This window comes from Vibrio sp. 10N.261.55.A10 (assembly GCF_041470825.1).
GTDB lineage: Bacteria > Pseudomonadota > Gammaproteobacteria > Enterobacterales > Vibrionaceae > Vibrio > Vibrio crassostreae_C.
In genome coordinates, this window is sequence record NZ_JBFRNC010000003.1 from 145,528 (window position 1) to 171,201 (window position 25,674).

Consider the following 25,674-nt stretch of genomic DNA (forward strand, 5'->3'; position numbering starts at 1 on the left):
CAGTTCAATTAGTTAAGTTTGATGGCTTAACACGAGAAAATCAACGCTCCACCAACTGGCCATTAGCATTCCTACAAAAATCATTACTGCTGCCGCTGAGCCGCAGATCACCCCAAAGATGAGTATTACGTTTTTCATTGTTATCTCTTTTCTTTAATTAATGGTAGCGATAATCATTATCATTAATTAGGGTTGTCGCCAAGTCTGAGACTGTTATGATTTTGAGAAAGATACGCAATTAGCCTGATTATGATTCCTTTAATTTACCACCCAATCTATTCGCAGTTACCTTTACCAGAAGGTCACCGTTACCCAATTAACAAATATCAGTTGTTGCATAGTGCTGTTGAGGCGCTGATAGATAGTGAACCTCGATGGAAGAGCAAGTTTGAAGTGTGCCAACCAATGCCTGTTTCGATAGAACAAGTAAAGCAGGTACACGATAGTGAATATGTCGATTTGCTTGTATCTGGTAATTTGCCTGCAGCAAAGATGAGACGCATCGGTTTCCCTTGGAGTGAGCAACTTATCGAAAGAACACTCTACTCAAGTGGTGGAACCTGCTTGGCCGCTGAAATGGCAATAGAGAGTGGTTTAGCGATTCATTTGAGTGGTGGTTATCATCACGCGCATCATGATTTTGGCAGTGGTTTTTGTTTGTTGAACGATTTGGTCTTAGCGGCAAAACACGCGCTGACCTTTGAACATATCGATAAAGTGCTGATCGTTGATAGCGACGTTCATCATGGTGATGGCACAGCAACTCTTTGCCAAGAGAACGACGACATCATTACTCTGTCGTTCCACTGCGACAAAAACTTCCCTGCACGAAAACCGCTATCTGATTTAGATGTGTCGTTAAGTCGTGAAACAGAGGATGAAGAGTTCTTACGTTGTTTTGAACAAGTCACTAAGTTAGCGATTGCTCACCATCAACCTGATCTGATTATTTATGATGCGGGGATCGATATCCATCAAGACGATGAACTGGGTTATTTGAATGTCTCGACACAAGGGATATTTGAACGCGACTGTTTCATGATTGAATTAGCGAGATCAGAGTCTATTCCGATGGCCAGCGTAGTCGGTGGCGGATACCGCACTCAACACCAAGATCTGGTGCCGATTCACATGCAACTGTTAAAAGCGGCTTATCATGTTTACAGTTAGCCTCTCAAATTGGCGCCTGATAGCTCATTGAAATGATGGTGTGAAATAAGCGCATATTGCACCATAAAAGACACAGCTGCACCATTATGGATCATTTAAAGTTCTTTTTTATTAATTAGTTACGTATTTGTGTGATTAATTGTGGTCTGTAAATTGCTTTACCCATGTGTCTATAAAAACACAAGGGATAAAAATGAACCTGACGGACAAGGAACGTAGTTGGCTTAATTGGTTTGGCGCAACAGGAAAACTGGCTATGCGCAGAGCTTGTTTCCTCAATAGAAGTAGGACGGAAGAGCTTGAACAAGCTTTTGAAAGTATTGCTCACACGCGAGTTCAACTTCTGCATAATTGGGTCAAGAATCAATGGGATTTTTTAGAAGACTCTGCGGTTTATTTAGCAAGTCGAACGGAAGAACAAGCTCAGGGGACGTTAGCTAGTCTTCTTAAACGCAGTACGGATTTTTCTGAGTTGGCGATCGTCGATGCCAAGGGGATCGCACAAGCATCGAGTTATCATGAACATATAGGGGTTACTCTTGGAGACAAGAAGGCTTTAGTTGAAGGGGCTTCAAAGCGTTATCTTCATGGGCCGTATATGGATCCACGCACGTTGAACGTAGGGGCCTCGAGTTCATCGTTTCATGACCAAGTGACGTTGATGTTTTATGTCCCCTTTTCTCGGGATGAAGGGCCACAACAATTCTTATGTGGTCGTGTTCCAAATGATGTTATTGGTGACATTATTCAGAGAGAAGCGGGGCATATTTATAGCGAGTCGGGTGATAACTATATCTTTATGGTCGACTCCATTCATGATCCTCATACTCAGCCGGGTGTTGCGCTCTCTCGTTCTCGCTTTGAAGATAATACCTTTTCACACGGCGAGAACTTAAAGCAAGGGATTCATACTGATTGGGGAACGGTTAAGATTCAGCACCACACCGAATTTGAGATTCGCTTTACAGACCCAGCCACTAATCAGCTTCACCCAGGCGTGAGAGAAACCATTAAAAATGGCAGTAACCTGTTTATAGATTATCCCGGGTATTCCGACTATCGCCACATACCCGTTATTGGCAAAGGTATCACCTTTCAATTGGATGGTTCACCAGATACCTTTGGCATGATGTGTGAGTCCGATTTAGAAGAGGTCTACAGAGACCGAAGTCTAAGTTATACCTTATCTAAGCACTTCATCAGCTGCATGCTACTGCCTCTATTTGTTCCATTACTGTTTGCCAACCTTTATACACTCACACCTTTTATACAGAGTGGCATTATGTTCGCTTGCGCGTTGCTTTCATTGGGCTTATTCCGTTTAGTTAGCGCTAAACCACTAGCGAAGAAGATTCACGAAATGACCGGGGTAATGCAGACCTTAGCCGAAGGTGATGGCAACTTAAGTCGGAGACTAGATCCCACCACATTCAGTCATAATGAACTTGGCAACCTAGGGCGCTGGACTAACAGTTTTATCGACAATTTAGATAACACGGTGAGTGAGTTGATCCATGCGAGTCACGAAGTTAGAGAGGTTTCGGAATCGATGTTTCGTCGCAGTGTCGTGATGAAGCAAACCAGTGATGATGCATCACAAGCGTTGAGCAATATGCTTCAGTTGAGTCAGTATCAACAGAGCGAAATTACTCATGCGAGTGTCTCAGCAACGCAAATGGACACGGTGATGAAACAAGCCGTCCTGAGCGCAGAGAAGGAGTACAATCAGTCCGTCGAAGGCATGGAGATTGTTCGCAATATCGTAGAAAGCTCGGCGCATAGCGTGAATGAGGTGAATAATGAAATGACTAAGGTGTCTGACATTATAGATATCATTACTGACATTACCGCGCAGACTAACCTTTTGGCCTTGAATGCGGCCATTGAGTCGGCAAGAGCAGGTGAACACGGGAGAGGGTTCTCTGTCGTCGCTTCTGAAGTAAGAACTCTGGCTGACCGAACTTCACAAGCTGCTAACCATATTAGTGACCTAATGAAAGAGCTGCATAGTAAGTCTCGCAGTGCTGTTGAGTCCATGGAGCGAGGTGTCGAGAATGTGAGTAAAGGAAACTTAACAGTCGACTCAAATGCTCGCAGTGAGCAAATTCAATCAGCGGTGAGTGACCTCTTTACCACGATGTCTAACTTAGATGAAAACAGTCAGAAAAATGGACAAACGGCAGATAAAGCCCAACGTTCAATATCTGACTTACAACTGTCTACTAAGCAACTCGCACGTCGAGTGTCCTTGATGGGCAATGCATTGAGCCGTTTAGACCAATTGATTGGGCGTTTTGAAGTGAGCCGAAAGGTGGCGTAGTGGAAAATACGTAAGTTCTTTACGCAAACGCCAGATACAAAAAAGCCGCTGATTTCTCAGCGGCTTTCTTTAAAGTGGTGGAGGGATAGGGATTTGAACCCTAGAACCGCTATTAACGGTTGCCGGTTTTCAAGACCGGTGCTTTCGACCACTCAGCCATCCCTCCAATGGCGCGTATAATATAAGGGTGGCTTTCGCTTGTAAATACCCTTATTAACTGACTGCTTTTTTTATGAACGCTTTTTGGTGTTTTTGTTCTGAATGATTATTTATTGTTCGGTTTATTAAGAAGCCGACAAAATCTAATATTCAATAAGCCAAGTATTCCCAACTTTTGTTATACGTGAAGTGTTTCTGTGCTATTAAAAAAGAAAGTATCTAATTGGCTTGCAGGTAAAGTTATGAGGGGAGTGGCTTAGGCGCATGAACTTTTAGTTTAGAACGGTGAGATCGGAATTTAAAACTAGGTATAAAGTGAATGGGTTTGAAACTGGGACTGTAGAGAGTTTTGTTAGATGAGCTTTATATTTTAAAAAGCTTCAGATGCAAAAAAGCCGCTGATTTCTCAGCGGCTTTCTTTAAAGTGGTGGAGGGATAGGGATTTGAACCCTAGAACCGCTATTAACGGTTGCCGGTTTTCAAGACCGGTGCTTTCGACCACTCAGCCATCCCTCCAGTGGCGTGAATAATATAAGGGGTGGAGGATCTTGTAAACCCTTAATTTTCATAATTTTGTTTTGTTGCTTGTTTTCTAATCATTCACGGCAATAAAAAAGGGAAGCCATTGGCTTCCCTTTGCTGTTTGCTGATTATTTAGTCATTTTTTGTGTAGAAACGCTGTAGCTCTGTCAGGCCTTGCATCAACACAGGTAAGCGAGGGCTTACGTTTTTCAGGCGCTTGTAATTTTGGTCGTACAATTTGTAGTTACCAAATTTATCCAACACCGTTGTTTGCTGGTCAGTAACAAGAGCAAGTTCACGAGAGTCGCCCGCGAGAATCCACTTTCTGTTACGTTCATTAAACAGGCTGCGACCACTACTGAAATCTGTTGGGTTCGAAGATACACCCAATAGCTCTTGCATCAGTGTTACTGACACGTCTAGATGACTAGAACGGTGGGTGTATTCAGAAGCAGACTTGCCAGGCCAGCTGATAAACAGTGGTACTTGTAACTGATAACGACTGTAGTTGGAGTTTGCACCCCAGCTGTTGGTTTTGGTTTCGTTAAACTCAGTACCGTGGTTAGAGGTAATGATAACCACCGTGTTATCGGCAAGCTCTAAGCGTTCCAGTTCAGCGTAGATAGTTGCTAGCTGAGCATCGGCCGCTGTCGCCGACTTTTGATAGTCTGCTGCAAAACGCTCTGCTGTCGTTAGCGTAGAGTCCGACTCTGAACTTGAATCGTAGCTGGCGAAGTTATCCAGTGTGGTTAATTCAATAAAGTTAAACCAAGGGCGTTTAGCTTGCGGTGATTGAATCCAGTTAGACCAAGCTTTTATGGCACTCTGGTCATCATAAGTTGCTTGCTCTGGCATCACATCACGGCCTCGGAAGATAATATCCGAGTAAAGTGCATCACTAAAGTTGTCGCCACTGAAAGCAGCGAACTTGTAATCGTGATTCTCTAAAACATCGAGCAATACTGCGCTTGACCCCTGAGCTTCAATGCTGCTTGCGTAGCTGCTCGGTAGGCCGTAGAACAAGCCAAAAATACCAAACATATCGTTACTTGAACTGTAGTGGTTGGTGAAGTTGATCGACTGTTGTGCGTAGGCATAGCTGTTTGGCATCGCTGTCGCATTAAGAGCGTCAGAGCGAAGGTTGTTCACACTCACCATCAGGATATTAAGATCATCACTGCGGCGGTTGTATTGAATTTTTTCTAGCGGGTAGCTAACTAGGTTTACATTCTCTTTGTTCGCTTCTAAACGCTCAAGGTACTCTTCACGGTCTAATAGGCCATGTTTTTCCATAAAGCTTTTCGCTGTCATTGGGTAAGACAGTGGGAAGTTCGCTTTCTGGCTAGTAATTGGGTTATAGAAGTACGCATCAGCCCACATGTAGGTCAAGTGGCTGCTGATGAAACACAAGAAGAAGACGGCAGTAATCGGACGGCCAATGTGTTTATGAGACAGTTTACGCTGCTTACGCCAAACCCACTCAGATAGACCGAGTTGCAGCAAGAAGATAAGCGGCATAACAATGAAGAGGTGCTGCAAATCAGACGTGAATGCAGATTCCTCTCCACTGAATAAAACCTCCCACACGACAGGCGTCAGGTGGAGGTTTATATTTTGATACGTTTGGGTATCAATCAGTAGGACAGTTAAACCTATGGTCGCGAAGATAACGGCAACCAAACGTAATAACTTCCTCGACGGAAGAATAAAAGTGAGCGGGAACAGCACTAATAGATAGAGCGCGAACACTAAAAAGCCAAAATGACCAACCCACGATGCAGCCAAATAGAATTGACCTAGCAAGGTTTCTGGCCAAGCAGATTGAGTAATATAACGAGTACCAATCAACATCGCAGCAATGATGTTGAAAAATGCAAACCAGTGACCCCAACCAACCAGTCGAGATACACGATCGCTATATGAGTTTGCGCTGTCTACCATTTATAATTCTTTTATCCGTCAATCAAATTTAGTGAGACTTTTTATCTTCAAGAGAAGAAATTAAAGCCTCGGCAAATTTTTCAGCAATTCCTTTGCGTTGTGAAGCAGCAACATTCTGATTTAAGACATTGGTTGCGATATTTCCAGCGATCATCAGTGAAAGTTCTGGCGAAGCTTTGTGCTTAGATAGTACAGCACCTACTTCAGCTAGGATTTTTTCAACTTGATCATCTGTGTATTTAGATATAATCGGCATAAGGACTCTAATAATGATAGTAAAAGCGGCTTATGATAACCTACTATGCACGACAACTGAAACCTGAACGGTAATATTTTCACTATGAGCCTTCACCTTTCCAACGTAATTTTACACCAGCTGAGCAAGAACGATCAGGAAGAACTGATTGTTAACTATCGTGCTGAATCTCTAGAAAACGATGCTTCTTCTGAAAGCCTAGTTACTGAACTTCATCGTGTTTTTAACTCAAAAGCAGGCAAAGGGTTTGGTTCTTTCAAATCTGACAGCGAATTCCAACAGTGGTTGCATCAACTTCGTGCTGGTGAGACAAACTTTTACGATTTTTCTCAAAAGAGTGCGCAACGTCTAAAAGACGAGCTTTCAAAATACCCATTTGCTGACGAAGGCATCTTGGTAATGGCTGAATATCAGTCACTTGCAACTGATTACCTTTTCATTGGTCTACTGCCTTCAAACCAGAGCTTGAAGGTAACTGAAGGGCTAGATATTAGCGCGACTGACTACTTAGATATCTCTAAAATGGACATCGCAGCTCGTTTAGATCTTTCTACTTACGAGACAGACAAAGAGTCAAACCGTTACCTAACGTACATCAAAGGACGTGTCGGTCGTAAAGTGGCAGATTTCTTCTTAGATTTTCTTCAAGCTGAAGTAGGCCTGGATGCAAAACTGCAAAACCAAGTGTTGATGCAAGCGGTAGAAGACTTTGTTTCTGACTCTAAACTAGAGAAAGAAGAAGCGATCAGCTACAAAAAGCAGGTTGCGGATTACTGTAACGAGCAGCTTAAAGCGGGCGATGAAGTACAAGTTCGTGAACTTTCTGGTGAGTTGCCAGCAAGCACAGATGGCACAAGCTTCTTTGACTATACTAGTGAGCAAGGCTACGAGTTAGAAGACAGCTTCCCAGCCGATCGCGCAACTATGCGTAAACTAACAAAATTTGTTGGTGCTGGTGGCGGTTTGAATGTTAGTTTTGATAGTCTGCTTCTAGGCGAACGTATCTTTTACGATCCGGAGACAGACACGCTAACGATTAAAGGCACTCCACCGAACTTACGTGACCAACTGACTCGCAATAAGTCATAGTCCGAAGTTAACGGATAAAAGCGGCAGCAGGACGTTGTCGCTTATTTTGTGCTTAATCTTTTAGCTACGGTCATGGCTTCAAGTTAACACGCACAAGGAATATAGATGGAACAATCAGTAGCAAAGCCCAAACGCTTTAAAAAACCAGCCACCTTTTTGGTTGTGCTCTTGGCTCTGTGGTTACTTCCTTCATTGGCTCTTCTTAATCTAAGCCGTTCCTACACCAATTCTCTAGCTCAAATCGAAGAGCTCGGTATTCGAGTCAACGAATTGAGGCAATCGCTTTATTTCTCAGAACCGCTTCGAGTCTCTCGTATCAATGATCTCGCACTCGATGCTCAGTTGGTTTATTCGATCCGACTGCAGATTGAATCTGATTTCCAACACGCCTTGTTTCGTCCTGATGTCAACCAACTGTTGTACGTAGCTGATCAGTTCCTAGAAAAGTTCGATGAGTTCATTCCAATAGAAAGCCAAGTTCAAGACATCGTTGATAACATTAAGATCTTGCGTGCTGATAAAGAGCTTTCCCCTCAGCTAAAACCGCTCCTCAACGAATTCGGTGTTGTGGTATTTGAAGCCATGTATTCTGAAAATCAAAGTTCGTCAGCGACTTATCGCGCCTTTGATTCCATTCTAGAAAAATCTTATTCCTTAGAAAACGAAGAACAAGATGCACTCCAACAACTACTGGCTGATGCGTCAGCATTGTTGAGTGATTACGCTCAGCTTAACTATTTGGTTGATAAGATTAAGAAAAACTCAGTAAATGAACAGATCATAAAACTCGAAGCTGAGTTCCATGATCGTCAATTCAACCTATTGTTGGTGATGCTAGGCTTAAGCTTGGTGGCGATGAGCGGGATAGTGTTTTGGGGCGTTAGGTCCACAAAAACGATGAAAGAAGCAGACCAAGAACTCAGCTCTGAACTAGAAATTAATTCAAGTAAGGAAGACGCTTCTTATAGCGATGTTGTTTCCTCAGCAGTGAAACAAGCAGATAGTGACGCTTATGTATCCGAGAACAGGCCAACGCGCCAGTCTTCCGACTCTCAACCTCCGCAGAGCGTTAACGTTACAAGCCAACCCGTTGTACCGCAATACTCTATTCAGCAAGTCCCTGAACAGGCGCCAGTAGTAGAGAAACACGTTGCCAGTGTCACAGATTCAAAGCCTGCGATTGATATCGAAGACATGTTAGAAACGCTCGATGGTGATGCTGAGTCTGTCGAACTCTTGCTTGGTGTGTTTGTACAAGACCACGCAGGTGACTACGAGAAGTTTAAGTCTTTGTTGACCAAAGATGAAACCTCCGCGGCTCGCATTGTACATAGCTTAAAAGGCGTGGCTGGCAGTATTAAAGCGTCTCGGTTAGCCATCATTGCCGCAACCATTGAAATGACAATGAAGCAGTCCAGAGCGATCAGTGAACATGATTTAGCTGAACTAGAGCAGGCTATAAAAGCCTCTGTGGATTCTGCTCATGAATATTTAGACAGTCAGCGTTAACTTTTACAGGATTTTTGACAATACTCTGACGAAGCGCTCATACAATCAGCGCCCTTAGTCTTTGTCAGAGGTTTATATGTTACGAGTTTCGAGTCGAAGTTGGATGGTGTTGGTGCTTAGCATTGTGCTAAGTGGTTGTTCTCTCTTAGAAGTTAAGTTAGATAGTCAAACGACGCCTCTCACTCAACAAGAGTTAAATGCTCGGCTCATGACGCGTGAATACGCCAAGATGTTTTTTACACGAGTAGAAGACTCGGCTGATTTAATCGCGCAATTTTATCCTGCTGATGACACTTTACATCAATCTTATGTGTTGCTTTGGAAGATCCATGCAGAGCAGGGATTACAACAAGCGGCTTACCAAACTTCCCCTATGTCTGCGTTAATTGACTCGTGGGTTTTCACTGCCCAAATGAATCAGTTTTATAGCCAAGGCGACGGCGCGGATCTGTTCGCGACGGATGATGCAGTAGAGACCGCTCGTTTTCTTGATCAAGAAGCCGAGAAGCTGGCAAAGGGTGTATTGAGTTCGAGTGATTTCAAAAACAGCAAAGCGTTCGTTGCGCAGTTTTCTGCTAGCCACCCATTTAAAGACCTCACATTCAGAAGCACACCTGCTTACCGTGAATGGCTAAATTACCTTGGTAAAGACGAGTCGCAAATCGTCCAGAGCTTAGGCACCATGCCAGAAGCAATGAGTGACGCATCTGATCGTTTAAGCCTTATGGCTGACCAGACACCGAAACTGATGACGTGGAAAGCTGAGTTGGTTGCATTGAATAGCTCGCTAACGGGTGAAGACCTATCGATGACGCTGGAAAGCCTTCGTCAAACATCAGCAAGCATGCAAGACTTCATTGAGAACAATCCGGAGTACATGCAAACACTGGCTTCTATTATGTCGACAGAAATGCAACCATTGCTCAACGACCTCAGTGATAAAACCGACCAAAAATTAGCGATGCTGAGTGATGAACGTGTGGCATTAGAAAAAATGGTGACACGTGAGAGAGAAGCTCTAGTAGAGATGATTGCGAAAGAGCGCATCGAGATTGCCGGCATTGTGACTTCAGAAAGAGAACTGTTCACGCAAGACCTTGATCGCGTCTCTCAAGAGGTGGTGGTACTGGCGATTGATAAGCTAATGGAGTTAATCAAAGGTGTGATTATCTACTTCATCCTGTTTATCTTAGTAGTGTTCTTTGCACCGTTAGGCATCGGTTACTGGTTGGGTAAACGAACCGCCAATAAATAGATAAATAAGTAAATCAGCAGATCAAAAAAGAGCGCTCTAGGGCGCTCTTTTTGCATTTATCCATTAACGTTTTGAGTTACGTTCGAAAGCGTTAGCTCCTGAACTTAAGCTTGTTGCTTGCTTAACTCTGTTGCTTCTTCAGCTTCAAACGCTGGTGCTGTTGGTTCACACTTATCAACGAACCAACCCATGTAAGATGTCACGATAGTCACGATGATACAGATGAAGCTTAACCACATGAAGGGTGCGTAAGACAGCGTCGCAACACCAAGAATACTCGCCATGTAGATACCGTTATCACTCCAGGGAACCATACCCGACGTTAGCGTGCCACCAAACTCAGCATTACGAGATAGGTTCTTACGCTTGTAGCCTAAACGGTCGTAGTTTTTCGCACAGATTTTTGGTGTAAGGATTAACGATACGTACATTGCAGAACCGAATACGTTACCCATGAAAGCCGTACCAATTGTGCTCGTCGCTAGTGAACCTGCGCTGTTTACGCGGCGCTCAAACACCTTAGCGATTGTCTCTAGTACGCCCACTTTATCCAGTAAGCCACCAAAACCTAGACCAAATACGATAACCGCCACTGAACCCAGCATTGAAGACATGCCGCCACGGTTAAGAATCGAATCAATAAACTCTACGCCAGATGAGATTGAGAACGGTGCCCAAGCCGTGTTGAATGCCGTTAGGAAGTCGATATCTTGGATCATGACTGCCCAGATAATACCCAGCAGAGAACCAAAACTGATGACCGGGAATGAAGGCATACGGAAAGCCAACAGACCAAGCACGATAAGTACCGGAACGAATGAGTAAGGCGTGATGTAGAACTGAACTTCCATTGCTTTGATTACAGAGTCTACTTGGCTCATGTCAACGTTGCCCGCGTAGTGGAAACCAAACGCAGTAAACATGATGCCTGTAATCACGTAGCTGATTAACGCAACTGGAAGCATGCCCTTGATGTGTTCAACCACTTCAACACCAGACATTGAAGAAGCCAGAATCACTGAATCAGAAAGAGGAGACATCTTGTCACCGAAGTAACAGCCTGACAGCACGGCACCTGCAGTAATCGGTGCTGGAACACCTAGGCCTTGGCCGATACCCATCATCGCGATACCTGCTGTACCCGCAGCACCCCAAGAAGTACCGGTCGCCAATGCAGTTAGAGAACAGATGATCATGGTCGCTAAAAGGAAGATAGAAGGGTGGATAGCTTTCAGACCATAGTAAATGATAGTAGGTACGATCCCGCCTGAGATCCAAGTACCAACAAGAGCGCCAACGGCTAAAAGTATTAAAACCGCGCCTAAGCCATTGGATATTCCTTTGAGTGCTGCTTTTTCTAAGTCTTTGTATTGGTGTCCAAGACGAATACCAAGAACCATGATAATGAACCAGCCAATATACAAGGCAAGTTGAATTGGAAGGTCAAGCTTTGCAGTAAAGGAAAAAGCAAGGGATAGAAATAGTCCTAACGCGATGAATACCTGCAATAGGTTCGGTAGGCGAGTTTTACTCTGCTTCATAAAAGCCTCTTGTGATTTCGAGCATTTATAGTGCTTCGTTATAGTGTGTGGTGCAAAACGGACACTACAGTAATTAGTTTATTATATCGAAAAAATACGCCCAAGTTGTGATATTTGACTGTTAACTCAATCAATTGTGGTTTCATAATCTAAATTTTTGTTACATTCATGATTGTTACATGTTGAAATCTGTCGCACGTTGTTTTCGTTTTGTAAAATAAAACTCTGATTAACCTTGGTTTAAAAGAGGGATTTACTGTTTGTGATGAGCGTCGATTGAATCGACTTTGGCGATGTAAATGTTTGAATTTGACGATAATGGACGCTTAATCAATGAGGTGGAGATGGAATGTCGATACAGAGATAACTGCACGATTCATTACGTTCACTTAAAAGAAACGAAAAAGTTACACTTTTTGACAAAAAGCACTTGAGTTCTGTTTCTGAAAAACTTATAGATGGGGGAGAGCAATTTTTAATTTATACATGGAGAGTGAGCGATGAGAGTAGGTCTAGTTGGTTGGCGCGGTATGGTTGGTTCTGTACTGATGCAACGTATGGTTGAAGAGAAAGACTTCGACTTGATTGAGCCTGTTTATTACAGCACATCTCAGATTGGTATTCCTGCCCCTGTTTTAGGTGGTAAAGATGCGGGTCTACTTCAAGACGCTTTTGATATTGATAGCCTAAAACAGCTTGATGCTGTGATTACCTGTCAAGGCGGCGATTACACATCAAAAGTATACCCAGCACTGCGTCAAGCAGGTTGGAAAGGTTACTGGATTGATGCAGCATCTACTCTGCGTATGGATGCTGATTCAATCATCACTCTTGATCCTGTTAACTTGGCTCAAATCCAGCAAGGCATTCACAGCGGCACCAACACGTTCGTTGGCGGTAACTGTACTGTGAGCTTAATGCTTATGGCTCTAGGTGGTCTGTACGAGAAAGGCATGGTTGAGTGGATGAGTGCCATGACTTACCAAGCAGCTTCTGGTGCGGGTGCTAAGAACATGCGTGAGCTGATCTCACAAATGGGTGTGATCAACGACAGCGTAAGTTCTGAGTTAGCAAACCCTTCAAGCTCAATTCTTGATATCGATAAGAAAGTGGCTGATACGATTCGTTCATCTTCATTCCCAACAGACCAATTTGGTGCTCCGCTTGCAGGCTCACTGATTCCTTGGATCGATGTGAAGCGTGAAAACGGTCAGAGTAAAGAAGAGTGGAAAGCCGGTGTTGAAGCGAACAAGATTCTTGGTCTAGATGGTCAGCCAATCCCAATTGATGGTACTTGTGTACGAATCGGTGCAATGCGTTGTCACGCTCAAGCACTAACGATCAAGCTTAAGCAAGACGTGCCAATGGACGAGATCGAAGAGATCATCGCAACGCACAATGATTGGGTTAAAGTGATTCCTAATGACCGCGACATCACGGCACAGGAGCTAACACCAGCGAAAGTAACAGGCACAATGTCTGTACCTGTCGGTCGTCTGCGTAAGATGTCGATGGGTAACGACTTCCTAAACGCCTTCACGGTTGGTGACCAACTACTTTGGGGTGCTGCAGAACCACTACGTCGTACTCTACGCATTATCCTTGCTGAGAAATCGTAATAGGCAAGATTGCTTAAATTCTATTAGCTGATAAACCGAAAGGGTTGACGACAAACGTCAACCCTTTTTAGTTTATTGCTACCTCGTTATTCGGCCCTCGAAACTGCCCTTAAATCTCTTCGCATCTCGCTACTCGAATCTCGTGTCTGCTTTTATTTCTCGTCGGTGACGACACGCTTGTCTGGATCCGCTAATTCGCTAGCACAGTGCTTGCAATACATGGCGTCTGAATCATGACCCGCTCGGTTACAGTTCGGGCACTTAACCAATTCTTTGTGCGAGTTCATCTCATTACTGAGTTCTGCAGTAATGATCCCGGTTGGCACTGCTAAGATAGAGTAACCCAATAGCATGGTCAGTGATGCTATGGCTTTACCAAGCGCGGTCTGCGGCACCATGTCACCATAACCTACCGTAGTGATAGTCACGATGGCCCAATAGATACTGTGAGGAATACTGGTGAAGCCATTGTCAGGACCTTCAATAACAAAGATCAAGGCGCCAAAGATAACCACCAAGATGCCGACGGTGCTAAAGAAGATCAGTATCTTTCGTCGTGCCATTAATAGTGAGCGCAACAGAATATTGGAATCTTGCAGGTAGCGAACCAGCTTTAGAATTCGGAAGATACGCATCACACGCAGCAGTCTCACCACACCCATAAATGAAGCGCCTGGGAAGATGATTGCTAGGTAGGTCGGAAGAATCGCCAATAGGTCAACGACACCATAAAAACTGGTGGCGTAAGATTTTGGCTTTGGGGAGCAATAGAGCCTTAACAAATACTCAAGAGTGAAGAGTGCAGTGAAGGTGTATTCGATATAACGCAGCTGTTGTGACCATTCGGTCATCACATTAGGGATGGATTCTAAGATCAGAACCAACAGCGAAGCCAAGATTGCAACGATCAGAGTTATATCAAATGCACGTCCGGCTGGCGTGTGAGTACCAAAGATAATGACGTACAAATGATGCTTGAGTGGCTTGCGTGACATAAGGAGAGGTTCGTCTTCTGTTAAATGCATTAACAGTCATTATACAAGCTTCATAATAACGAGGCGAGTGAAAGCCCAATTGCTTTACTCGCCTCATCTATATTTCAATATTGTTGCCCTTTATAGAGCAACCGAAATGTTGTTAAACGTTATGCCAAGCCTGGGAACAGATTACGTAGGCCATTGGCGATGAACTCGATGCCCAATGCGCCAAGAATCAGACCCATGATACGAGTGATCACGTTGATACCCGTTTGACCTAAAAAGCGAACGATAACCGGCGCTGAACGGAACAAAAGCCAAGAGCACGTTGCGAATGCGATGATGCTAATGCCGATGCCGACCGTATCAATAGCAGCAGGGTAGCGAGAACCATAAACAATGGTCGAGCTGATTGCACCTGGGCCTGCCATTAGCGGCATAGCAAGTGGAACAACGCCGATCTGCTCTTTGCTGATGTATTCAGACTTCTCTTGTTTGTTCTGCTTATCTTCACCGAGCTTACCGCTCATCATCGAAAATGCGATGCTCAATAACAGTAAGCCACCAGCAACGCGGAATGAATCCAACGAGATGCTAAACATATCAAGAAGCATTTGCCCTGCAACAAGTGACATAATCAAGATCACGGCAACAGCAATATTTGCTTGTAAGGCTGTCCTGTTCCTCTCTTCTGGCGGCATATGAGCAGTAAGAGAAACAAAAACAGGCATGATGCCGATTGGGTTTACGGCAGCAACAAGCCCAAGGAAGAATTGCATAAAAATTGCGAGTTCTAAGCCTTGCATGAGAGCGATCTCCAGTTAGCGTACTTAAGGTTGAAGGGTTGATCTGTGAATAGTTTAGGCGCGTAATGTAAGGGACAAACTCAATTTACGCGAATGAAAAAAACTAACTTGAAATGGGTGATTCTTTTTAGAAAAACTAATTGAATCTCACTTTTGTTTTAAGCCTGTTGCAAGCTAGCTGGTAGTGTTTCATTTTGTAATTTATTATTGAGTAACTGTTAACCGACGCACGAAATTAATAAAAATTATGTCAGAATCTAGCCCGTACAACGCTATGGATATACTCTCAGTAGCACGAATATAGCTGTATACATGTAATTTAACGGACTAAAAATGAAACTTTTTTACAGTTTATTACGCTATGTAGAAAAAAGTTGTCTGTTTGCTTGTTTTTTGCGCGAACGAAAAGTGTGAGTTTAATCTATATAAATCATGCTCTTAAGTTCATTTTTGCGATTGCCTTACTACTTTCTGGTTAATTCTTTTTGGGTAACTGATCTGGGTCAATTTTTTTCACACAGTGAAATAATATACTCAGCCCTGAAAGCAATTTACTAAGAACGCTGGTGTTTAAGGTTAACGGCAAGCAGCGAATTTAATAAAAAGTTTTTAATATTTATTATTTTAGGAGATCCACCATGCCTGTAACTAACTTAGCGGAACTTGATGCTCTAGTAGCTCGCGTTAAAGCAGCACAAGAAGAGTTTGCAACATTCTCTCAAGAGAAAGTAGACGCAATCTTCCGCGCAGCTTCTCTTGCTGCTAACCACGCTCGTATTCCACTTGCTCAACAAGCAGTTGCTGAATCTGGAATGGGTATTGTTGAAGATAAGGTTATCAAAAACCACTTTGCATCTGAATTTATCTACAACAAATACAAAGACGAAAAAACATGTGGCATCTTAGAAGAAGATGACAACCTAGGCACAATGACTATCGCTGAGCCTGTAGGTATCATCTGTGGTATCGTTCCAACAACGAACCCAACTTCTACAGCAATCTTCAAATCTCTAATTTCTCTTAAGACACGTAACGGCATCATCTTCTCGCCACACCCACGTGCAAAGAACTCAACTAACGACGCAGCGAAACTAGTTCTAGACGCAGCTGTTGCAGCTGGTGCTCCAAGAGACATCATCGGTTGGATCGACCAACCATCTGTAGAGCTTTCTAACGCGCTTATGAAGCACGACGGTATCGCACTTATCCTTGCTACTGGTGGTCCAGGCATGGTTAAAGCAGCATACTCTTCAGGTAAGCCTGCTATCGGTGTTGGTGCTGGTAACGTTCCTGTCGTTATCGATGAAACAGCTGACATCAAACGTGCTGTAGCATCTATCCTTATGTCTAAGACTTTCGATAACGGCGTAGTATGTGCTTCTGAGCAAGCTGCAATCGTAGTTAGCGAAGTATATGACGAAGTTAAAGAGCGTTTCGCTTCTCACAAAGCTCACGTTCTATCTAAAGCTGACGCTGATAAAGTACGTAAAGTTCTGCTTATCGACGGCAACCTAAACGCTAAAATCGTAGGTCAACCTGCTCCAGCAATCGCTGAAATGGCTGGTGTTAAAGTTCCTGCTGATACAAAAGTACTTGTAGGTGAAGGTCTTGGTAAAGTTTCTTACGATGACGAATTCGCTCACGAGAAACTATCTCCAACTCTAGGTCTATTCCGCGCAGATGACTTCGAAGACGCAGTTGCTCAAGCGGTAACTATGGTTGAAATCGGTGGTATCGGTCACACATCTGGTCTTTACACTAACCAAGATACTAACGCAGACCGCATCCGTTACTTCGGTGACAAGATGAAGACTGCTCGTATCCTAATCAACATCCCGACTACTCACGGTGGTATCGGTGACCTGTACAACTTCAACGTTGCACCTTCTCTAACTCTAGGTTGTGGTTCATGGGGTGGTAACTCTATCTCTGAGAACGTAGGTCCTAAGCACCTTATCAACAAGAAAACTGTAGCGAAGCGAGCTGAAAACATGTTGTGGCACAAACTACCTAAGTCTATCTACTTCCGTCGTGGTAGCCTTCCAATCGCAATGAGCGACCTAGAAGGTAAGAAACGCGCATTCCTAGTAACTGACCGTTTCCTATTCAACAACGGTTACGCAGATGACGTAGTTAGCTTGCTTAAAGCACAAGGCATCGAAGTTCAAACTTTCTTCGACGTAGAAGCGGATCCAACGCTATCTGTTGTTGAGAAAGGCGCTGAAGCAATGAAGAGCTTCCAACCTGACGTAATCCTTGCTCTAGGTGGCGGTTCTCCAATGGATGCTGCTAAGATCATGTGGGTTATGTACGAGCACCCAGAAACTCACTTCGAAGAACTAGCAATGCGCTTTATGGACATCCGTAAACGTATCTACAAGTTCCCTAAAATGGGTCAAAAAGCTGAGCTTGTATGTATCACTACAACTTCAGGTACAGGTTCAGAGGTTACTCCATTCGCTGTTGTTACTGACGACAAGACTGGTGCTAAATACCCACTAGCTGATTACGAAATCACGCCAAACATGGCTATCGTTGATGCGAACCTAGTAATGAACATGCCTAAGTCTCTAACAGCGTTCGGTGGTTACGATGCAGTAACTCACGCTCTTGAAGCTTACGTATCTGTTCTAGCGAACGAGTACTCAGACGGTCAAGCTCTTCAAGCTCTTAAGATGCTTAAAGAATACCTACCATCAAGCTACAAAAATGGTGCGGCTGACCCAATAGCTCGTGAGAAAGTACACAACGCAGCAACTATCGCTGGTGTAGCATTTGCGAACGCATTCCTAGGTGTGTGTCACTCAATGGCTCACAAAATTGGTGCTGAGTTCCACCTACCACACGGTCTTGCTAACGCACTACTTATCTCAAACGTTGTACGTTACAACGCGAACGATAACCCAACTAAGCAGACTGCATTCTCTCAGTACGACCGTCCACAAGCACGTCGTCGTTACGCTGAAGTTGCTGACCACCTAGGCCTAAGCCAAGCTGGTGACCGTACAGCTCAGAAGATTGAACGTCTACTGACTTGGTTAGAAGAGCTTAAAGTTGACCTAGACATCCCACTATCTATCCAAGCTGCGGGTGTTAACGAGTCTGACTTCATCGCTAAACTAGACGAGCTAGCTGTTGAAGCGTTCGATGACCAGTGTACAGGTGCTAACCCACGTTACCCTCTAATCACTGAGCTAAAAGAAGTTCTAACAACTTCTTACTTCGGCCAACCATACGTTGAAGGCGAAACTTTCGAAGGTACTACAGTTATCCTTAAGAAAGCAGACCAAAAGCCAGCTGAAGCGAAAGCGCCAAAAGCTAAAAAAGAAAAAGCTAACGCATAGTAAGTAAGCATTAGTTTTGAGATAAGTTTTCGCTAGCACGATACTTATCTATCGGGAAAAGATGAAAGCCCCAGTCGAGAGACTGGGGCTTTTTTTATGTTTGGTTCGTTTGTAAAACGGATTGAGAGGCAATAGCTCTGCTACTTAATATGAGCTGAGCCAGTCATGTTCAATTGGAATAGGGAGTTAAACCTCTGCCGCGACAACTCGCCCACTGAAGTAGTCATTCGAGACAATGTATTCGGTTGTTCTGGTCAGCTCGTCTTGCAGCTGCGCCCAGTGACATCGGTTGAGCTTGCCATCGGAGTTATGAACGGCGGGAACAACGCCACCGACTCGAATGCCAAAGGGAGTCAGCTCTTTCGCCCAACTATGGGTAAAGCCAGTGATCATTGAGTTTGCGCTCTCTAAGCCAGACACATCGTGAAAGTCATCATGAGATATCACATTCACAATCACGCCTTCCTTATCTTCCTCTCGCAATCTCTCAGCACTGATTTGCCCAAATGCGAACAGGGTCGATGCCATCGATGAGAGATCATTAATAAAGCTGCTCACAGGCTGATCGCCAATTAGGCTAGGCATTGGGGAGCTTATCCAGTTATTGACCAGCACATCGGGTGTCGTGTTGAAGGTGGTTTGAATAAAATCATATACGCTGAGAATCGCTTGGCTGTCATTGCCTTTGAGCGTGTAGTGGTAAACAGAGTCAGAAAACCGGGCACACTGTAGATACGTCGCTTTAAGTGCTTCCGTGTCTTTATCACAAAGGATGACGGTGGCTCCAAGGTTAACAAAGTGGTTCGCAATCGCCCCCCCCAGTCGCGAGCCGGCAGATGTCACCAATATGATTGAGCTTTTTATTTCCATCCCAGTACCTAAACAAATCGTCCATGTCGGATAAGGATGGGTTAAAATTTATACAGCGGGTGTGAATTGGTTCAAACTAAGGTGTGCCAATTAATAAGTTTTTATGAAGTTAGTGGCACGTCACATTTTGTAGTAACTTCAAGCGGTAACCGACATCAGGTGTTTTTAGGTTGCCTAAGGCTAGTGGTTCATATCATTCGTGTGAATACTTTGAAGTGTGCGAGTTAGTCGAAGAAGAGCTATGGATAGACAGCGAAAAAGGGAAAGGTAGGCGACCGCTATACTTGAGCTTGAATTTGATACTGACGTTGCGCGGTGGTTAGCTCATTGTAGAGCGTGGCATGTGGCAAATCAGGTAAATGCTTGTTTGCGAGTTTGCGTCGGTCATGACCAGAAAGGTTTTGGTAAACCTCTTCGGGTAAGTCGGCTGTATCTTCAGGCATGAAGGCAAGCGCTTCAGGTTTCAAGTAATGGCTGAGTTTGGCGCTGGCAAGGCTAGCTTGATGAAAATGATTAGATTGCTGAGCTGAAATCTCATATGAAGACTGGTTTGAACGCAGTTGTTGAGGTTCTGCTACGCCAAATTGTTTGCGCAGGCGATCTTCATTTGTCTCTGTGATTTCAATGGTGTCAATTGGCGTGCAATCACGGATATCATTAGAAAACATAGATAACAGCAACGCGAAATCTGCACGGCGACCTTGCTCAACCGCTTGGCTGATCCCGATGCCGAACTTCAGTTCGTTGATGATTCCTGGTTTGCCTAAAGTATGTATTTGCATGTCGCCTCTCATTGGATACACCTTTAACGGCATGGAGTCGGCAAACTTTAGTGTTTAATTACAGGCAAATAGAGAATTTATGTAGGGTTGGGAAGAAGGCTATCAATAGTTCGAGAAATAAGCGCTATTGGCGGGTTTATTACGAAATGTTTAGATTTTGTGGAACACGACAGATACAAAAAAGCTCACGCCGAGGCATGAGCTTTCAATAGATAACTCGCTATAAATAGCGCAGCGTAAGCAATAATTACTTAGCTAGGTTCTCTTCTACGAAAGACCAGTTTACTAGGTTCCAGAATGCAGCCATGTAGTCAGGGCGAACATTGCGGAAATCGATGTAGTAAGCGTGTTCCCATAGGTCAACAGTTAGAAGTGGAGTAACACCTTCTTCTGTTAGAGGAGTAGCAGCGTTAGAAGTGTTAACGATGTCTAGAGAACCGTCAGCTTTCTTAACTAACCAAGTCCAAGAAGAACCGAAGTTGTTGATTGCTGAATCAGTGAATTTCGCTTTGAATTCTTCGAAAGAACCGAATGCAGCGTTGATAGCTTCTGCAACAGCGCCAGTTGGTTCGCCGCCCGCTTTAGGAGCAAGACAGTGCCAGTAGAACGTGTGGTTCCAGATTTGAGCAGCGTTATTGAAAACACCACCAGTAGAAGTCTTAACGATCTCTTCTAGTGTTTTGCCTTCAAACTCAGTACCTGGGATAAGGCCGTTTAGCTTAACAACGTAAGTGTTGTGGTGCTTACCGTGGTGGAAATCTAGCGTTTCTGCTGAGATGTGTGGTTCTAGCGCGTCTTTCGCGTAAGGAAGAGCCGGTAGTTCAAATGCCATTGCTCAATTCTCCATTGATATGAAAGAGTTAACTCTTTCGATTGCTTCCAGTGATATTATTATTCATGGCTCGCTATACTGCCAACCATGGTCAATTTGCTGACTTGCGATATAGTTTAGCAAGTTTTTACTTTATTAAAAGCTTATTTCATTACTTTTGTGTGAATTGTTAGCTTAGCTTGTTAACCGCTTTTTTTATATGGTTTTTATTCTTTTAGTTTGGGGTAGAATAAAGGCAATAAAAGCCGTAATCCATTAACGAGGAAGCAATGGAAACTATCGATAAAATCAAACAGCAAATTGAAGAAAACACTATTCTACTGTACATGAAAGGTTCTCCTAAGCTACCTAGCTGTGGTTTCTCTTCTCAAGCGTCTCAAGCTCTAATGGCATGTGGCGAAAAATTTGCTTACGTAGATATCCTACAAAACCCTGATATCCGTGCAGAGCTTCCTGCTTACGCACAGTGGCCAACTTTCCCACAACTTTGGGTTGAAGGTGAGCTAATCGGTGGTTGTGACATCATTCTTGAGATGTTCCAAAAAGGCGAACTTCAGCCAATCATCAAAGAAGCAGCGGCTAAAGTTGCTGGCGATGACGCTGAATAAGTTCTAGCCTTTGCGCTGAATAAGTTCTAGCCTTTGCGCTGAATAGTTAAAATGAGGGGCCTTAATCAGGCTCCTTTTTTGTTTGAATTGATCGAATCATAGACTCGATAAGGAATGAACAATGAACGTAAAACTTCATTATGTGCATGATCCAATGTGCAGCTGGTGTTGGGGTTACAAGCCAACACTTGAGTTATTGAAACAACAATTGCCTGCGAGCATTGAGTTTAACTATGTAGTGGGTGGTTTGGCCCCGGATTCTGATGAGCCAATGTCAGAAGAGATGAAAGGCAAGCTGCAAGCGATTTGGAAGCAGATCGAAGCTAAGTTGGGTACTGAGTTTAACCATGATTTTTGGACAGAGTGCCAACCTGTTCGCAGTACTTACCCTGCGTGCCGTGCCGTGATTGCTGCAGGTTTTCAAGACCACTACGAAGCGATGCTTGAAGCGATTCAACATGCTTACTACCTTCGTGCGATGTTGCCACATAGCCAAGACACACATTTGCAGTTGGCTGAAGAGCTAGGTATGAATGTTCAACAGTTTGAAAATGACCTTTCTAGCAAGTTATTGGAAAGTGAGTTAGATGACCAGCTAGGCTTTAAAGAAGCGATGGGTGTATTTTCTTACCCGACCTTAATGCTTGAAGTGAACGGCATCTTTAGTGAAGTTGAATTGGATTATCATTCAACGGAAGCGACGCTTAAGTCTATTCGCGAAATTTTAGTGAGTAATGCTCCCGCTGCGTAATTCAGCGAGAGTCATCTGTATTCGCAATGATTTCTAAGGCTTACTCATCAGAGTAAGCCTTTTTTGTTTGGTGTCGCTAGTTCAATGAGAGTGAGCGGAAGGAAGAGTAGAATGAATCTCAGAGACAAAAAAGACCGCACGAGGCGGTCTTTATAAAAGTGAGTGTAGGGCTCTTTAACTACAAACCTAATTACAGAACCATGGCTGCAATCCAACCGAATACGATCAGTGGGATGTTGTAGTGCAGGAATGTTGGAACTACGGTTTCCCATACGTGCTCGTGTTGACCATCAGCATTTAGACCAGACGTTGGACCTAATGTTGAGTCAGAAGCCGGAGAGCCCGCATCACCAAGTGCTGCAGCTGTACCTACTAGAGCGATTGTTGCCATAGGCGAGAAGCCAAATGCTGCTGCTAGTGGAACGTAGATGGTAGCAAGGATCGGAATCGTAGAGAACGAAGAACCGATCCCCATTGTTACTAATAGACCAACGATGAGCATAAGCAGTGCTGCTAGAGGCTTGTTGTCGCCGATGCTTGTTGAAAGTGCTTCAACCAGAGATTCAACGCCACCTGTTTGCTTCATAACTGCCGCGAAACCTGCCGCTGCAATCATGATGAAACCGATCATTGCCATCATGTGAACGCCCTTGGTGAAGACATCTTGTGTCTCTTTCCAAGCAATTACGCCACCGAAGGTAAATACCATGAAACCCGTTAGAGCACCGATGATCATAGAACCTGTCGATAGTTGAACCGTTAGTGCTGCAATGATACCCGCGGCTGCAACTAGGATGTGTTTCTTGTTGATCTCTTTCACTTCTGTTGAAACAACAGTGTGAGAAGTTTCTTTGTATTGGCGAGGCTTACGGTAAGTAAAGAATACTGCAGTAAGAAGACCGAAGATCATGCCTGCTGCTGGTAACAACATTGCCATAGGTACTTGGCTTGCTACAACGTTTTCGAGACCATTGTCGTGAAGGTTTTTAAGCAGGATGTTGTTTAGGAAGATGCCACCAAAACCAATCGGTAACACCATGTAAGGTGTAATCAGACCAAAAGTCAGCACACACGCAACTAGACGACGGTCTAGGTTCATTTTTGCGAATACGCCTAGTAGAGGTGGGATTAAGATTGGGATAAAGGCGATATGTACCGGAATCACGTTTTGCGAAGACATGGTCACTAAGATCAACGACGCAAGCATGCCGTATTTAAGACCAGTCGATGCTGCACTGTTCTCTTTGCCGTGAATGCGTTTGATAACACTTTGAGCAAGGAGATCTGTGATACCAGAACGTGAGATAGCTACAGCGAATGTACCAAGCATAGCGTAGCTAAGTGCAATCGTTGCACCGCCGCCTAATCCACTTTCGAAAGCCGCGACTGCGTCGTTCAAGCTCATACCAGAGGCTACGCCACCGATAATTGCACTGAACGTCAGAGCAACGACTACATTTACGCGCATCAAAGCTAAAACAAGCATGATGCAAACTGAAATTACAACAGGATTCATATTATTCTCGGGATGTTGTGTTTTTTATGAAGGCAATACGAAAAAACGTTTACCGACTCTATTTTTTATTCTTCGTCAACAAGAGGCCAACCACCAAGGGCTTTCCATTTGTTTACAATGCCGCAAAATAACTCTGTGGTTTTTTGCGTATCATACAAAGCAGAGTGTGCTTCTTTGTTGTCAAATTCCATCCCTGCAGTGCGGCAAGCTTTAGCCAAAACGGTTTGACCGTAGGCAAGACCACTAAGAGCTGCAGTGTCAAAAGTAGCAAATGGATGGAAAGGGACGCGTTTAAGCTTACAGCGCTCACTTGCCGCATTAACGAAGTTCAAATCGAATGTAGCGTTGTGAGCAACCATGATTGCGCGACTGCAATCTGAAGCTTTTTGTTCTTTTCTCACTAGCTTGTAGATTTCTTTAAGGGCTTCTTGTTCCGACACAGCACCACGTAATGGGCTAAATGGGTCTTTAATTCCGTTAAAGTCTAATGCTGCCTGCTCTATATTTGCGCCTTCAAAAGGCTCAATGTGAAAATGAAGCGTTGATGCAGGGTGCAGATCTCCGTTCTCATCCATTTTTAATGTAATGGCACAGATTTCTAATAATGCATCGGTTTCAGCGTTAAACCCTGCGGTTTCCACGTCGATGACCACTGGAAAATAGCCGCGAAAGCGTTTTTTTAGGGTCAGAGCTTCGTTTTCTACAGTCATGTTAGCCCAAATAAGTGTGATTAAGGCTGCATTATTGCAGATAATAGCAGTGATAAAAACAAGGTAAGGGCAATAAATCTTAAATTACCCAACCCATTACGGCTTGATAATTGCATATTTAAACGTGAGAGAAAAATGCGGCAATTGGCTGCATTGTTAAACGAATTGCTTAAGAGATACTCCACTTTATGAAGAAACAACTCATAACAGGTTCAATGCTATTTTCGCTACTTGTGTCGTCATCGGTCATGGCACAAGAAAAGCGTTACGGAGCATCTCCTCAACAGTCGACATGGGAGATGGTAGCCAACACGCCACTTGAATGTCGCTTGGTCCACCCAATTCCAAACTTTGGTGATGCTGAGTTCTCATCTCGCGCGAGTAAAAAAATCATTTTGGACTTTGAGCTTAAAATGCGCCGTCCAATGGGTGCGACGCGCAATGTAAGCTTGATCTCTATGCCGCCACCTTGGCGTCCGGGTGAAAGTGCTGATCGTATGACAACCATTAAGTTCTTCCAGCAATTTGACGGCTATGTCGGCGGTCAAACAGCTTGGGGCATCTTGAGTGAGTTGGAGAAAGGGCGTTATCCGACATTCAGCTACCAAGAGTGGCAGAGCCGAGATCAACGTATCGAAGTGTCGTTGTCGTCGGTGTTGTTCCAAGAAAAATACAATGTGTTCAGTGACTGTGTTGCTAACCTGCTGCCTTACAGCTTTGAAGATATCTCTTTCACTATTTTGCATTACGACCGCAACAGCGACCAGCTGAACAAGTCGTCGCGCAAAAGGCTGAGCCAGATTGCCGATTACGTTCGCTATAACCAAGACATCGACCTTGTGCTGGTGGCAACGTACACCGACTCTGTCGACAGCAAAGGGATTAGCCAAAACCTTTCAGAGCGCAGAGCAGAATCGTTAAGAGAGTACTTCAAATCTCTAGGCCTGCCAGAAGATCGTATCCAAGTGCAAGGCTATGGCAAGCGTCGTCCGATTGCGGACAATAACTCGCCAATTGGTAAAGATAAGAACCGACGTGTTGTGATCTCTTTAGGTCGCACACAGGTTTAAGCTAAACAACAGCTTGTTTTGAAATGA

21 protein-coding genes and 2 tRNA genes are annotated in these 25,674 nt (G+C 44.0%); 10 read left to right on the top strand and 13 right to left on the bottom strand.

Features of this window, described 5'->3' with window-relative positions; all coding sequences use genetic code 11:
• Window positions 1-12 precede the first annotated feature (12 nt).
• A complete protein-coding gene (locus tag AB4274_RS00935) occupies window positions 13-138 on the bottom strand; it encodes a hypothetical protein (RefSeq protein ID WP_017063447.1) in 126 nt (41 codons plus the stop codon).
• 111 nt (window positions 139-249) lie between these two features.
• Here AB4274_RS00935 and AB4274_RS00940 point away from each other — a divergent pair, with 111 nt between their 5' ends.
• Together AB4274_RS00940 and AB4274_RS00945 are read left to right on the top strand one after the other, a co-directional pair.
• Window positions 250-1,170 (top strand): histone deacetylase, encoded by a 921-nt coding sequence (locus AB4274_RS00940; protein ID WP_372110582.1) that lies wholly within the window; start codon window positions 250-252, stop codon window positions 1,168-1,170.
• Between the two features lie 193 nt (window positions 1,171-1,363).
• Window positions 1,364-3,490 carry a methyl-accepting chemotaxis protein gene (locus tag AB4274_RS00945; RefSeq protein WP_102398078.1) on the top strand — a complete coding sequence of 709 codons (2,127 nt, stop codon included), beginning with the start codon at window positions 1,364-1,366 and terminating at the stop codon, window positions 3,488-3,490.
• A 75-nt stretch (window positions 3,491-3,565) separates the two neighbouring features.
• Here the strand turns inward: AB4274_RS00945 and AB4274_RS00950 are convergent.
• The 4 genes from AB4274_RS00950 to AB4274_RS00965 form a co-directional block, all read right to left on the bottom strand.
• A tRNA-Ser gene (locus AB4274_RS00950) sits at window positions 3,566-3,656 on the bottom strand.
• A 418-nt stretch (window positions 3,657-4,074) separates the two neighbouring features.
• Window positions 4,075-4,165, bottom strand: a tRNA-Ser gene (locus AB4274_RS00955).
• Window positions 4,166-4,303: 138 nt separating this feature from the next.
• Window positions 4,304-6,112: a DUF3413 domain-containing protein gene (locus AB4274_RS00960; RefSeq protein WP_017065981.1), complete on the bottom strand. Its 1,809-nt coding sequence runs from the start codon at window positions 6,110-6,112 to the stop codon at window positions 4,304-4,306.
• A 28-nt stretch (window positions 6,113-6,140) separates the two neighbouring features.
• Window positions 6,141-6,368, bottom strand: a complete 228-nt coding sequence (locus AB4274_RS00965; RefSeq protein WP_017068253.1) for a YejL family protein — start codon at window positions 6,366-6,368, stop codon at window positions 6,141-6,143.
• A gap of 84 nt (window positions 6,369-6,452) precedes the next feature.
• On the opposite strand from AB4274_RS00965, the gene yejK reads away from it, so the two are divergent.
• From yejK to AB4274_RS00980, 3 genes are all read left to right on the top strand, one after another.
• Window positions 6,453-7,457: a nucleoid-associated protein YejK gene (gene yejK / locus AB4274_RS00970; RefSeq protein WP_372110585.1), complete on the top strand. Its 1,005-nt coding sequence runs from the start codon at window positions 6,453-6,455 to the stop codon at window positions 7,455-7,457.
• A gap of 105 nt (window positions 7,458-7,562) precedes the next feature.
• Window positions 7,563-8,966, top strand: coding sequence for an Hpt domain-containing protein (locus tag AB4274_RS00975; RefSeq protein WP_102398080.1), 1,404 nt, complete (start codon window positions 7,563-7,565; stop codon window positions 8,964-8,966).
• 76 nt (window positions 8,967-9,042) lie between these two features.
• Window positions 9,043-10,221, top strand: coding sequence for a chemotaxis protein (locus AB4274_RS00980; RefSeq protein WP_372110587.1), 1,179 nt, complete (start codon window positions 9,043-9,045; stop codon window positions 10,219-10,221).
• A gap of 104 nt (window positions 10,222-10,325) precedes the next feature.
• On the opposite strand, the gene nhaC is transcribed toward AB4274_RS00980, so the two are convergent.
• Window positions 10,326-11,762: a Na+/H+ antiporter NhaC gene (nhaC, locus tag AB4274_RS00985; RefSeq protein ID WP_017063453.1), complete on the bottom strand. Its 1,437-nt coding sequence runs from the start codon at window positions 11,760-11,762 to the stop codon at window positions 10,326-10,328.
• 500 nt (window positions 11,763-12,262) lie between these two features.
• Between nhaC and asd the strand changes: the two genes are divergently transcribed.
• Window positions 12,263-13,381: an aspartate-semialdehyde dehydrogenase gene (gene asd / locus AB4274_RS00990; RefSeq protein ID WP_017061186.1), complete on the top strand. Its 1,119-nt coding sequence runs from the start codon at window positions 12,263-12,265 to the stop codon at window positions 13,379-13,381.
• A gap of 152 nt (window positions 13,382-13,533) precedes the next feature.
• On the opposite strand, the gene AB4274_RS00995 is transcribed toward asd, so the two are convergent.
• Both AB4274_RS00995 and AB4274_RS01000 read right to left on the bottom strand, forming a co-directional pair.
• Window positions 13,534-14,376: an ion transporter gene (locus AB4274_RS00995; RefSeq protein WP_029235134.1), complete on the bottom strand. Its 843-nt coding sequence runs from the start codon at window positions 14,374-14,376 to the stop codon at window positions 13,534-13,536.
• 149 nt (window positions 14,377-14,525) lie between these two features.
• Window positions 14,526-15,164 (bottom strand): YchE family NAAT transporter, encoded by a 639-nt coding sequence (locus tag AB4274_RS01000; protein WP_017061184.1) that lies wholly within the window; start codon window positions 15,162-15,164, stop codon window positions 14,526-14,528.
• 638 nt (window positions 15,165-15,802) lie between these two features.
• On the opposite strand from AB4274_RS01000, the gene adhE reads away from it, so the two are divergent.
• A complete protein-coding gene (adhE, locus tag AB4274_RS01005; RefSeq protein ID WP_017061183.1) occupies window positions 15,803-18,508 on the top strand; it encodes a bifunctional acetaldehyde-CoA/alcohol dehydrogenase in 2,706 nt (901 codons plus the stop codon).
• Window positions 18,509-18,694: 186 nt separating this feature from the next.
• On the opposite strand, the gene AB4274_RS01010 is transcribed toward adhE, so the two are convergent.
• The 3 genes from AB4274_RS01010 to sodB all read right to left on the bottom strand — a co-directional run bounded on the left by AB4274_RS01010 (window position 18,695) and on the right by sodB (window position 20,992).
• Window positions 18,695-19,378, bottom strand: a complete 684-nt coding sequence (locus AB4274_RS01010; protein ID WP_017061182.1) for an SDR family oxidoreductase — start codon at window positions 19,376-19,378, stop codon at window positions 18,695-18,697.
• Between the two features lie 278 nt (window positions 19,379-19,656).
• Window positions 19,657-20,160, bottom strand: a complete 504-nt coding sequence (locus AB4274_RS01015) for a VC2046/SO_2500 family protein (RefSeq protein WP_372110589.1) — start codon at window positions 20,158-20,160, stop codon at window positions 19,657-19,659.
• A gap of 247 nt (window positions 20,161-20,407) precedes the next feature.
• The gene (gene sodB / locus AB4274_RS01020) at window positions 20,408-20,992 is read right to left on the bottom strand and encodes a superoxide dismutase [Fe] (RefSeq protein ID WP_004734050.1); all 585 of its coding nucleotides are present in this window, start codon (window positions 20,990-20,992) and stop codon (window positions 20,408-20,410) included.
• Window positions 20,993-21,261: 269 nt separating this feature from the next.
• Here sodB and AB4274_RS01025 point away from each other — a divergent pair, with 269 nt between their 5' ends.
• Window positions 21,262-21,600 carry a Grx4 family monothiol glutaredoxin gene (locus AB4274_RS01025; protein WP_004741702.1) on the top strand — a complete coding sequence of 113 codons (339 nt, stop codon included), beginning with the start codon at window positions 21,262-21,264 and terminating at the stop codon, window positions 21,598-21,600.
• 121 nt (window positions 21,601-21,721) lie between these two features.
• Window positions 21,722-22,351 carry a DsbA family protein gene (locus tag AB4274_RS01030; protein WP_017061180.1) on the top strand — a complete coding sequence of 210 codons (630 nt, stop codon included), beginning with the start codon at window positions 21,722-21,724 and terminating at the stop codon, window positions 22,349-22,351.
• A gap of 190 nt (window positions 22,352-22,541) precedes the next feature.
• Here the strand turns inward: AB4274_RS01030 and AB4274_RS01035 are convergent, their stop codons facing one another.
• Together AB4274_RS01035 and rnt are read right to left on the bottom strand one after the other, a co-directional pair.
• Window positions 22,542-23,867, bottom strand: a complete 1,326-nt coding sequence (locus AB4274_RS01035; protein WP_372110592.1) for a Na+/H+ antiporter family protein — start codon at window positions 23,865-23,867, stop codon at window positions 22,542-22,544.
• 65 nt (window positions 23,868-23,932) lie between these two features.
• Window positions 23,933-24,577, bottom strand: coding sequence for a ribonuclease T (gene rnt / locus AB4274_RS01040; RefSeq protein ID WP_017061178.1), 645 nt, complete (start codon window positions 24,575-24,577; stop codon window positions 23,933-23,935).
• A gap of 188 nt (window positions 24,578-24,765) precedes the next feature.
• Between rnt and motY the strand changes: the two genes are divergently transcribed.
• Window positions 24,766-25,647 (top strand): flagellar protein MotY, encoded by an 882-nt coding sequence (gene motY / locus AB4274_RS01045; RefSeq protein ID WP_017063457.1) that lies wholly within the window; start codon window positions 24,766-24,768, stop codon window positions 25,645-25,647.
• The last annotated feature ends 27 nt before the right edge of the window (window positions 25,648-25,674 follow it).

Bases quoted from the DNA above. Each gene is read 5' to 3' on its own strand.
- AB4274_RS00935 (WP_017063447.1), bottom strand. From the start codon at position 138: ATGAAAAACGTAATACTCATCTTTGGGGTGATCTGCGGCTCAGCGGCA.
- AB4274_RS00940 (WP_372110582.1), top strand. From the start codon at position 250: ATGATTCCTTTAATTTACCACCCAATCTATTCGCAGTTACCTTTACCA.
- AB4274_RS00945 (WP_102398078.1), top strand. From the start codon at position 1,364: ATGAACCTGACGGACAAGGAACGTAGTTGGCTTAATTGGTTTGGCGCA.
- AB4274_RS00960 (WP_017065981.1), bottom strand. From the start codon at position 6,112: ATGGTAGACAGCGCAAACTCATATAGCGATCGTGTATCTCGACTGGTT.
- AB4274_RS00965 (WP_017068253.1), bottom strand. From the start codon at position 6,368: ATGCCGATTATATCTAAATACACAGATGATCAAGTTGAAAAAATCCTA.
- yejK (WP_372110585.1), top strand. From the start codon at position 6,453: ATGAGCCTTCACCTTTCCAACGTAATTTTACACCAGCTGAGCAAGAAC.
- AB4274_RS00975 (WP_102398080.1), top strand. From the start codon at position 7,563: ATGGAACAATCAGTAGCAAAGCCCAAACGCTTTAAAAAACCAGCCACC.
- AB4274_RS00980 (WP_372110587.1), top strand. From the start codon at position 9,043: ATGTTACGAGTTTCGAGTCGAAGTTGGATGGTGTTGGTGCTTAGCATT.
- nhaC (WP_017063453.1), bottom strand. From the start codon at position 11,762: ATGAAGCAGAGTAAAACTCGCCTACCGAACCTATTGCAGGTATTCATC.
- asd (WP_017061186.1), top strand. From the start codon at position 12,263: ATGAGAGTAGGTCTAGTTGGTTGGCGCGGTATGGTTGGTTCTGTACTG.
- AB4274_RS00995 (WP_029235134.1), bottom strand. From the start codon at position 14,376: ATGTCACGCAAGCCACTCAAGCATCATTTGTACGTCATTATCTTTGGT.
- AB4274_RS01000 (WP_017061184.1), bottom strand. From the start codon at position 15,164: ATGCAAGGCTTAGAACTCGCAATTTTTATGCAATTCTTCCTTGGGCTT.
- adhE (WP_017061183.1), top strand. From the start codon at position 15,803: ATGCCTGTAACTAACTTAGCGGAACTTGATGCTCTAGTAGCTCGCGTT.
- AB4274_RS01010 (WP_017061182.1), bottom strand. From the start codon at position 19,378: ATGGAAATAAAAAGCTCAATCATATTGGTGACATCTGCCGGCTCGCGA.
- AB4274_RS01015 (WP_372110589.1), bottom strand. From the start codon at position 20,160: ATGCAAATACATACTTTAGGCAAACCAGGAATCATCAACGAACTGAAG.
- sodB (WP_004734050.1), bottom strand. From the start codon at position 20,992: ATGGCATTTGAACTACCGGCTCTTCCTTACGCGAAAGACGCGCTAGAA.
- AB4274_RS01025 (WP_004741702.1), top strand. From the start codon at position 21,262: ATGGAAACTATCGATAAAATCAAACAGCAAATTGAAGAAAACACTATT.
- AB4274_RS01030 (WP_017061180.1), top strand. From the start codon at position 21,722: ATGAACGTAAAACTTCATTATGTGCATGATCCAATGTGCAGCTGGTGT.
- AB4274_RS01035 (WP_372110592.1), bottom strand. From the start codon at position 23,867: ATGAATCCTGTTGTAATTTCAGTTTGCATCATGCTTGTTTTAGCTTTG.
- rnt (WP_017061178.1), bottom strand. From the start codon at position 24,577: ATGACTGTAGAAAACGAAGCTCTGACCCTAAAAAAACGCTTTCGCGGC.
- motY (WP_017063457.1), top strand. From the start codon at position 24,766: ATGAAGAAACAACTCATAACAGGTTCAATGCTATTTTCGCTACTTGTG.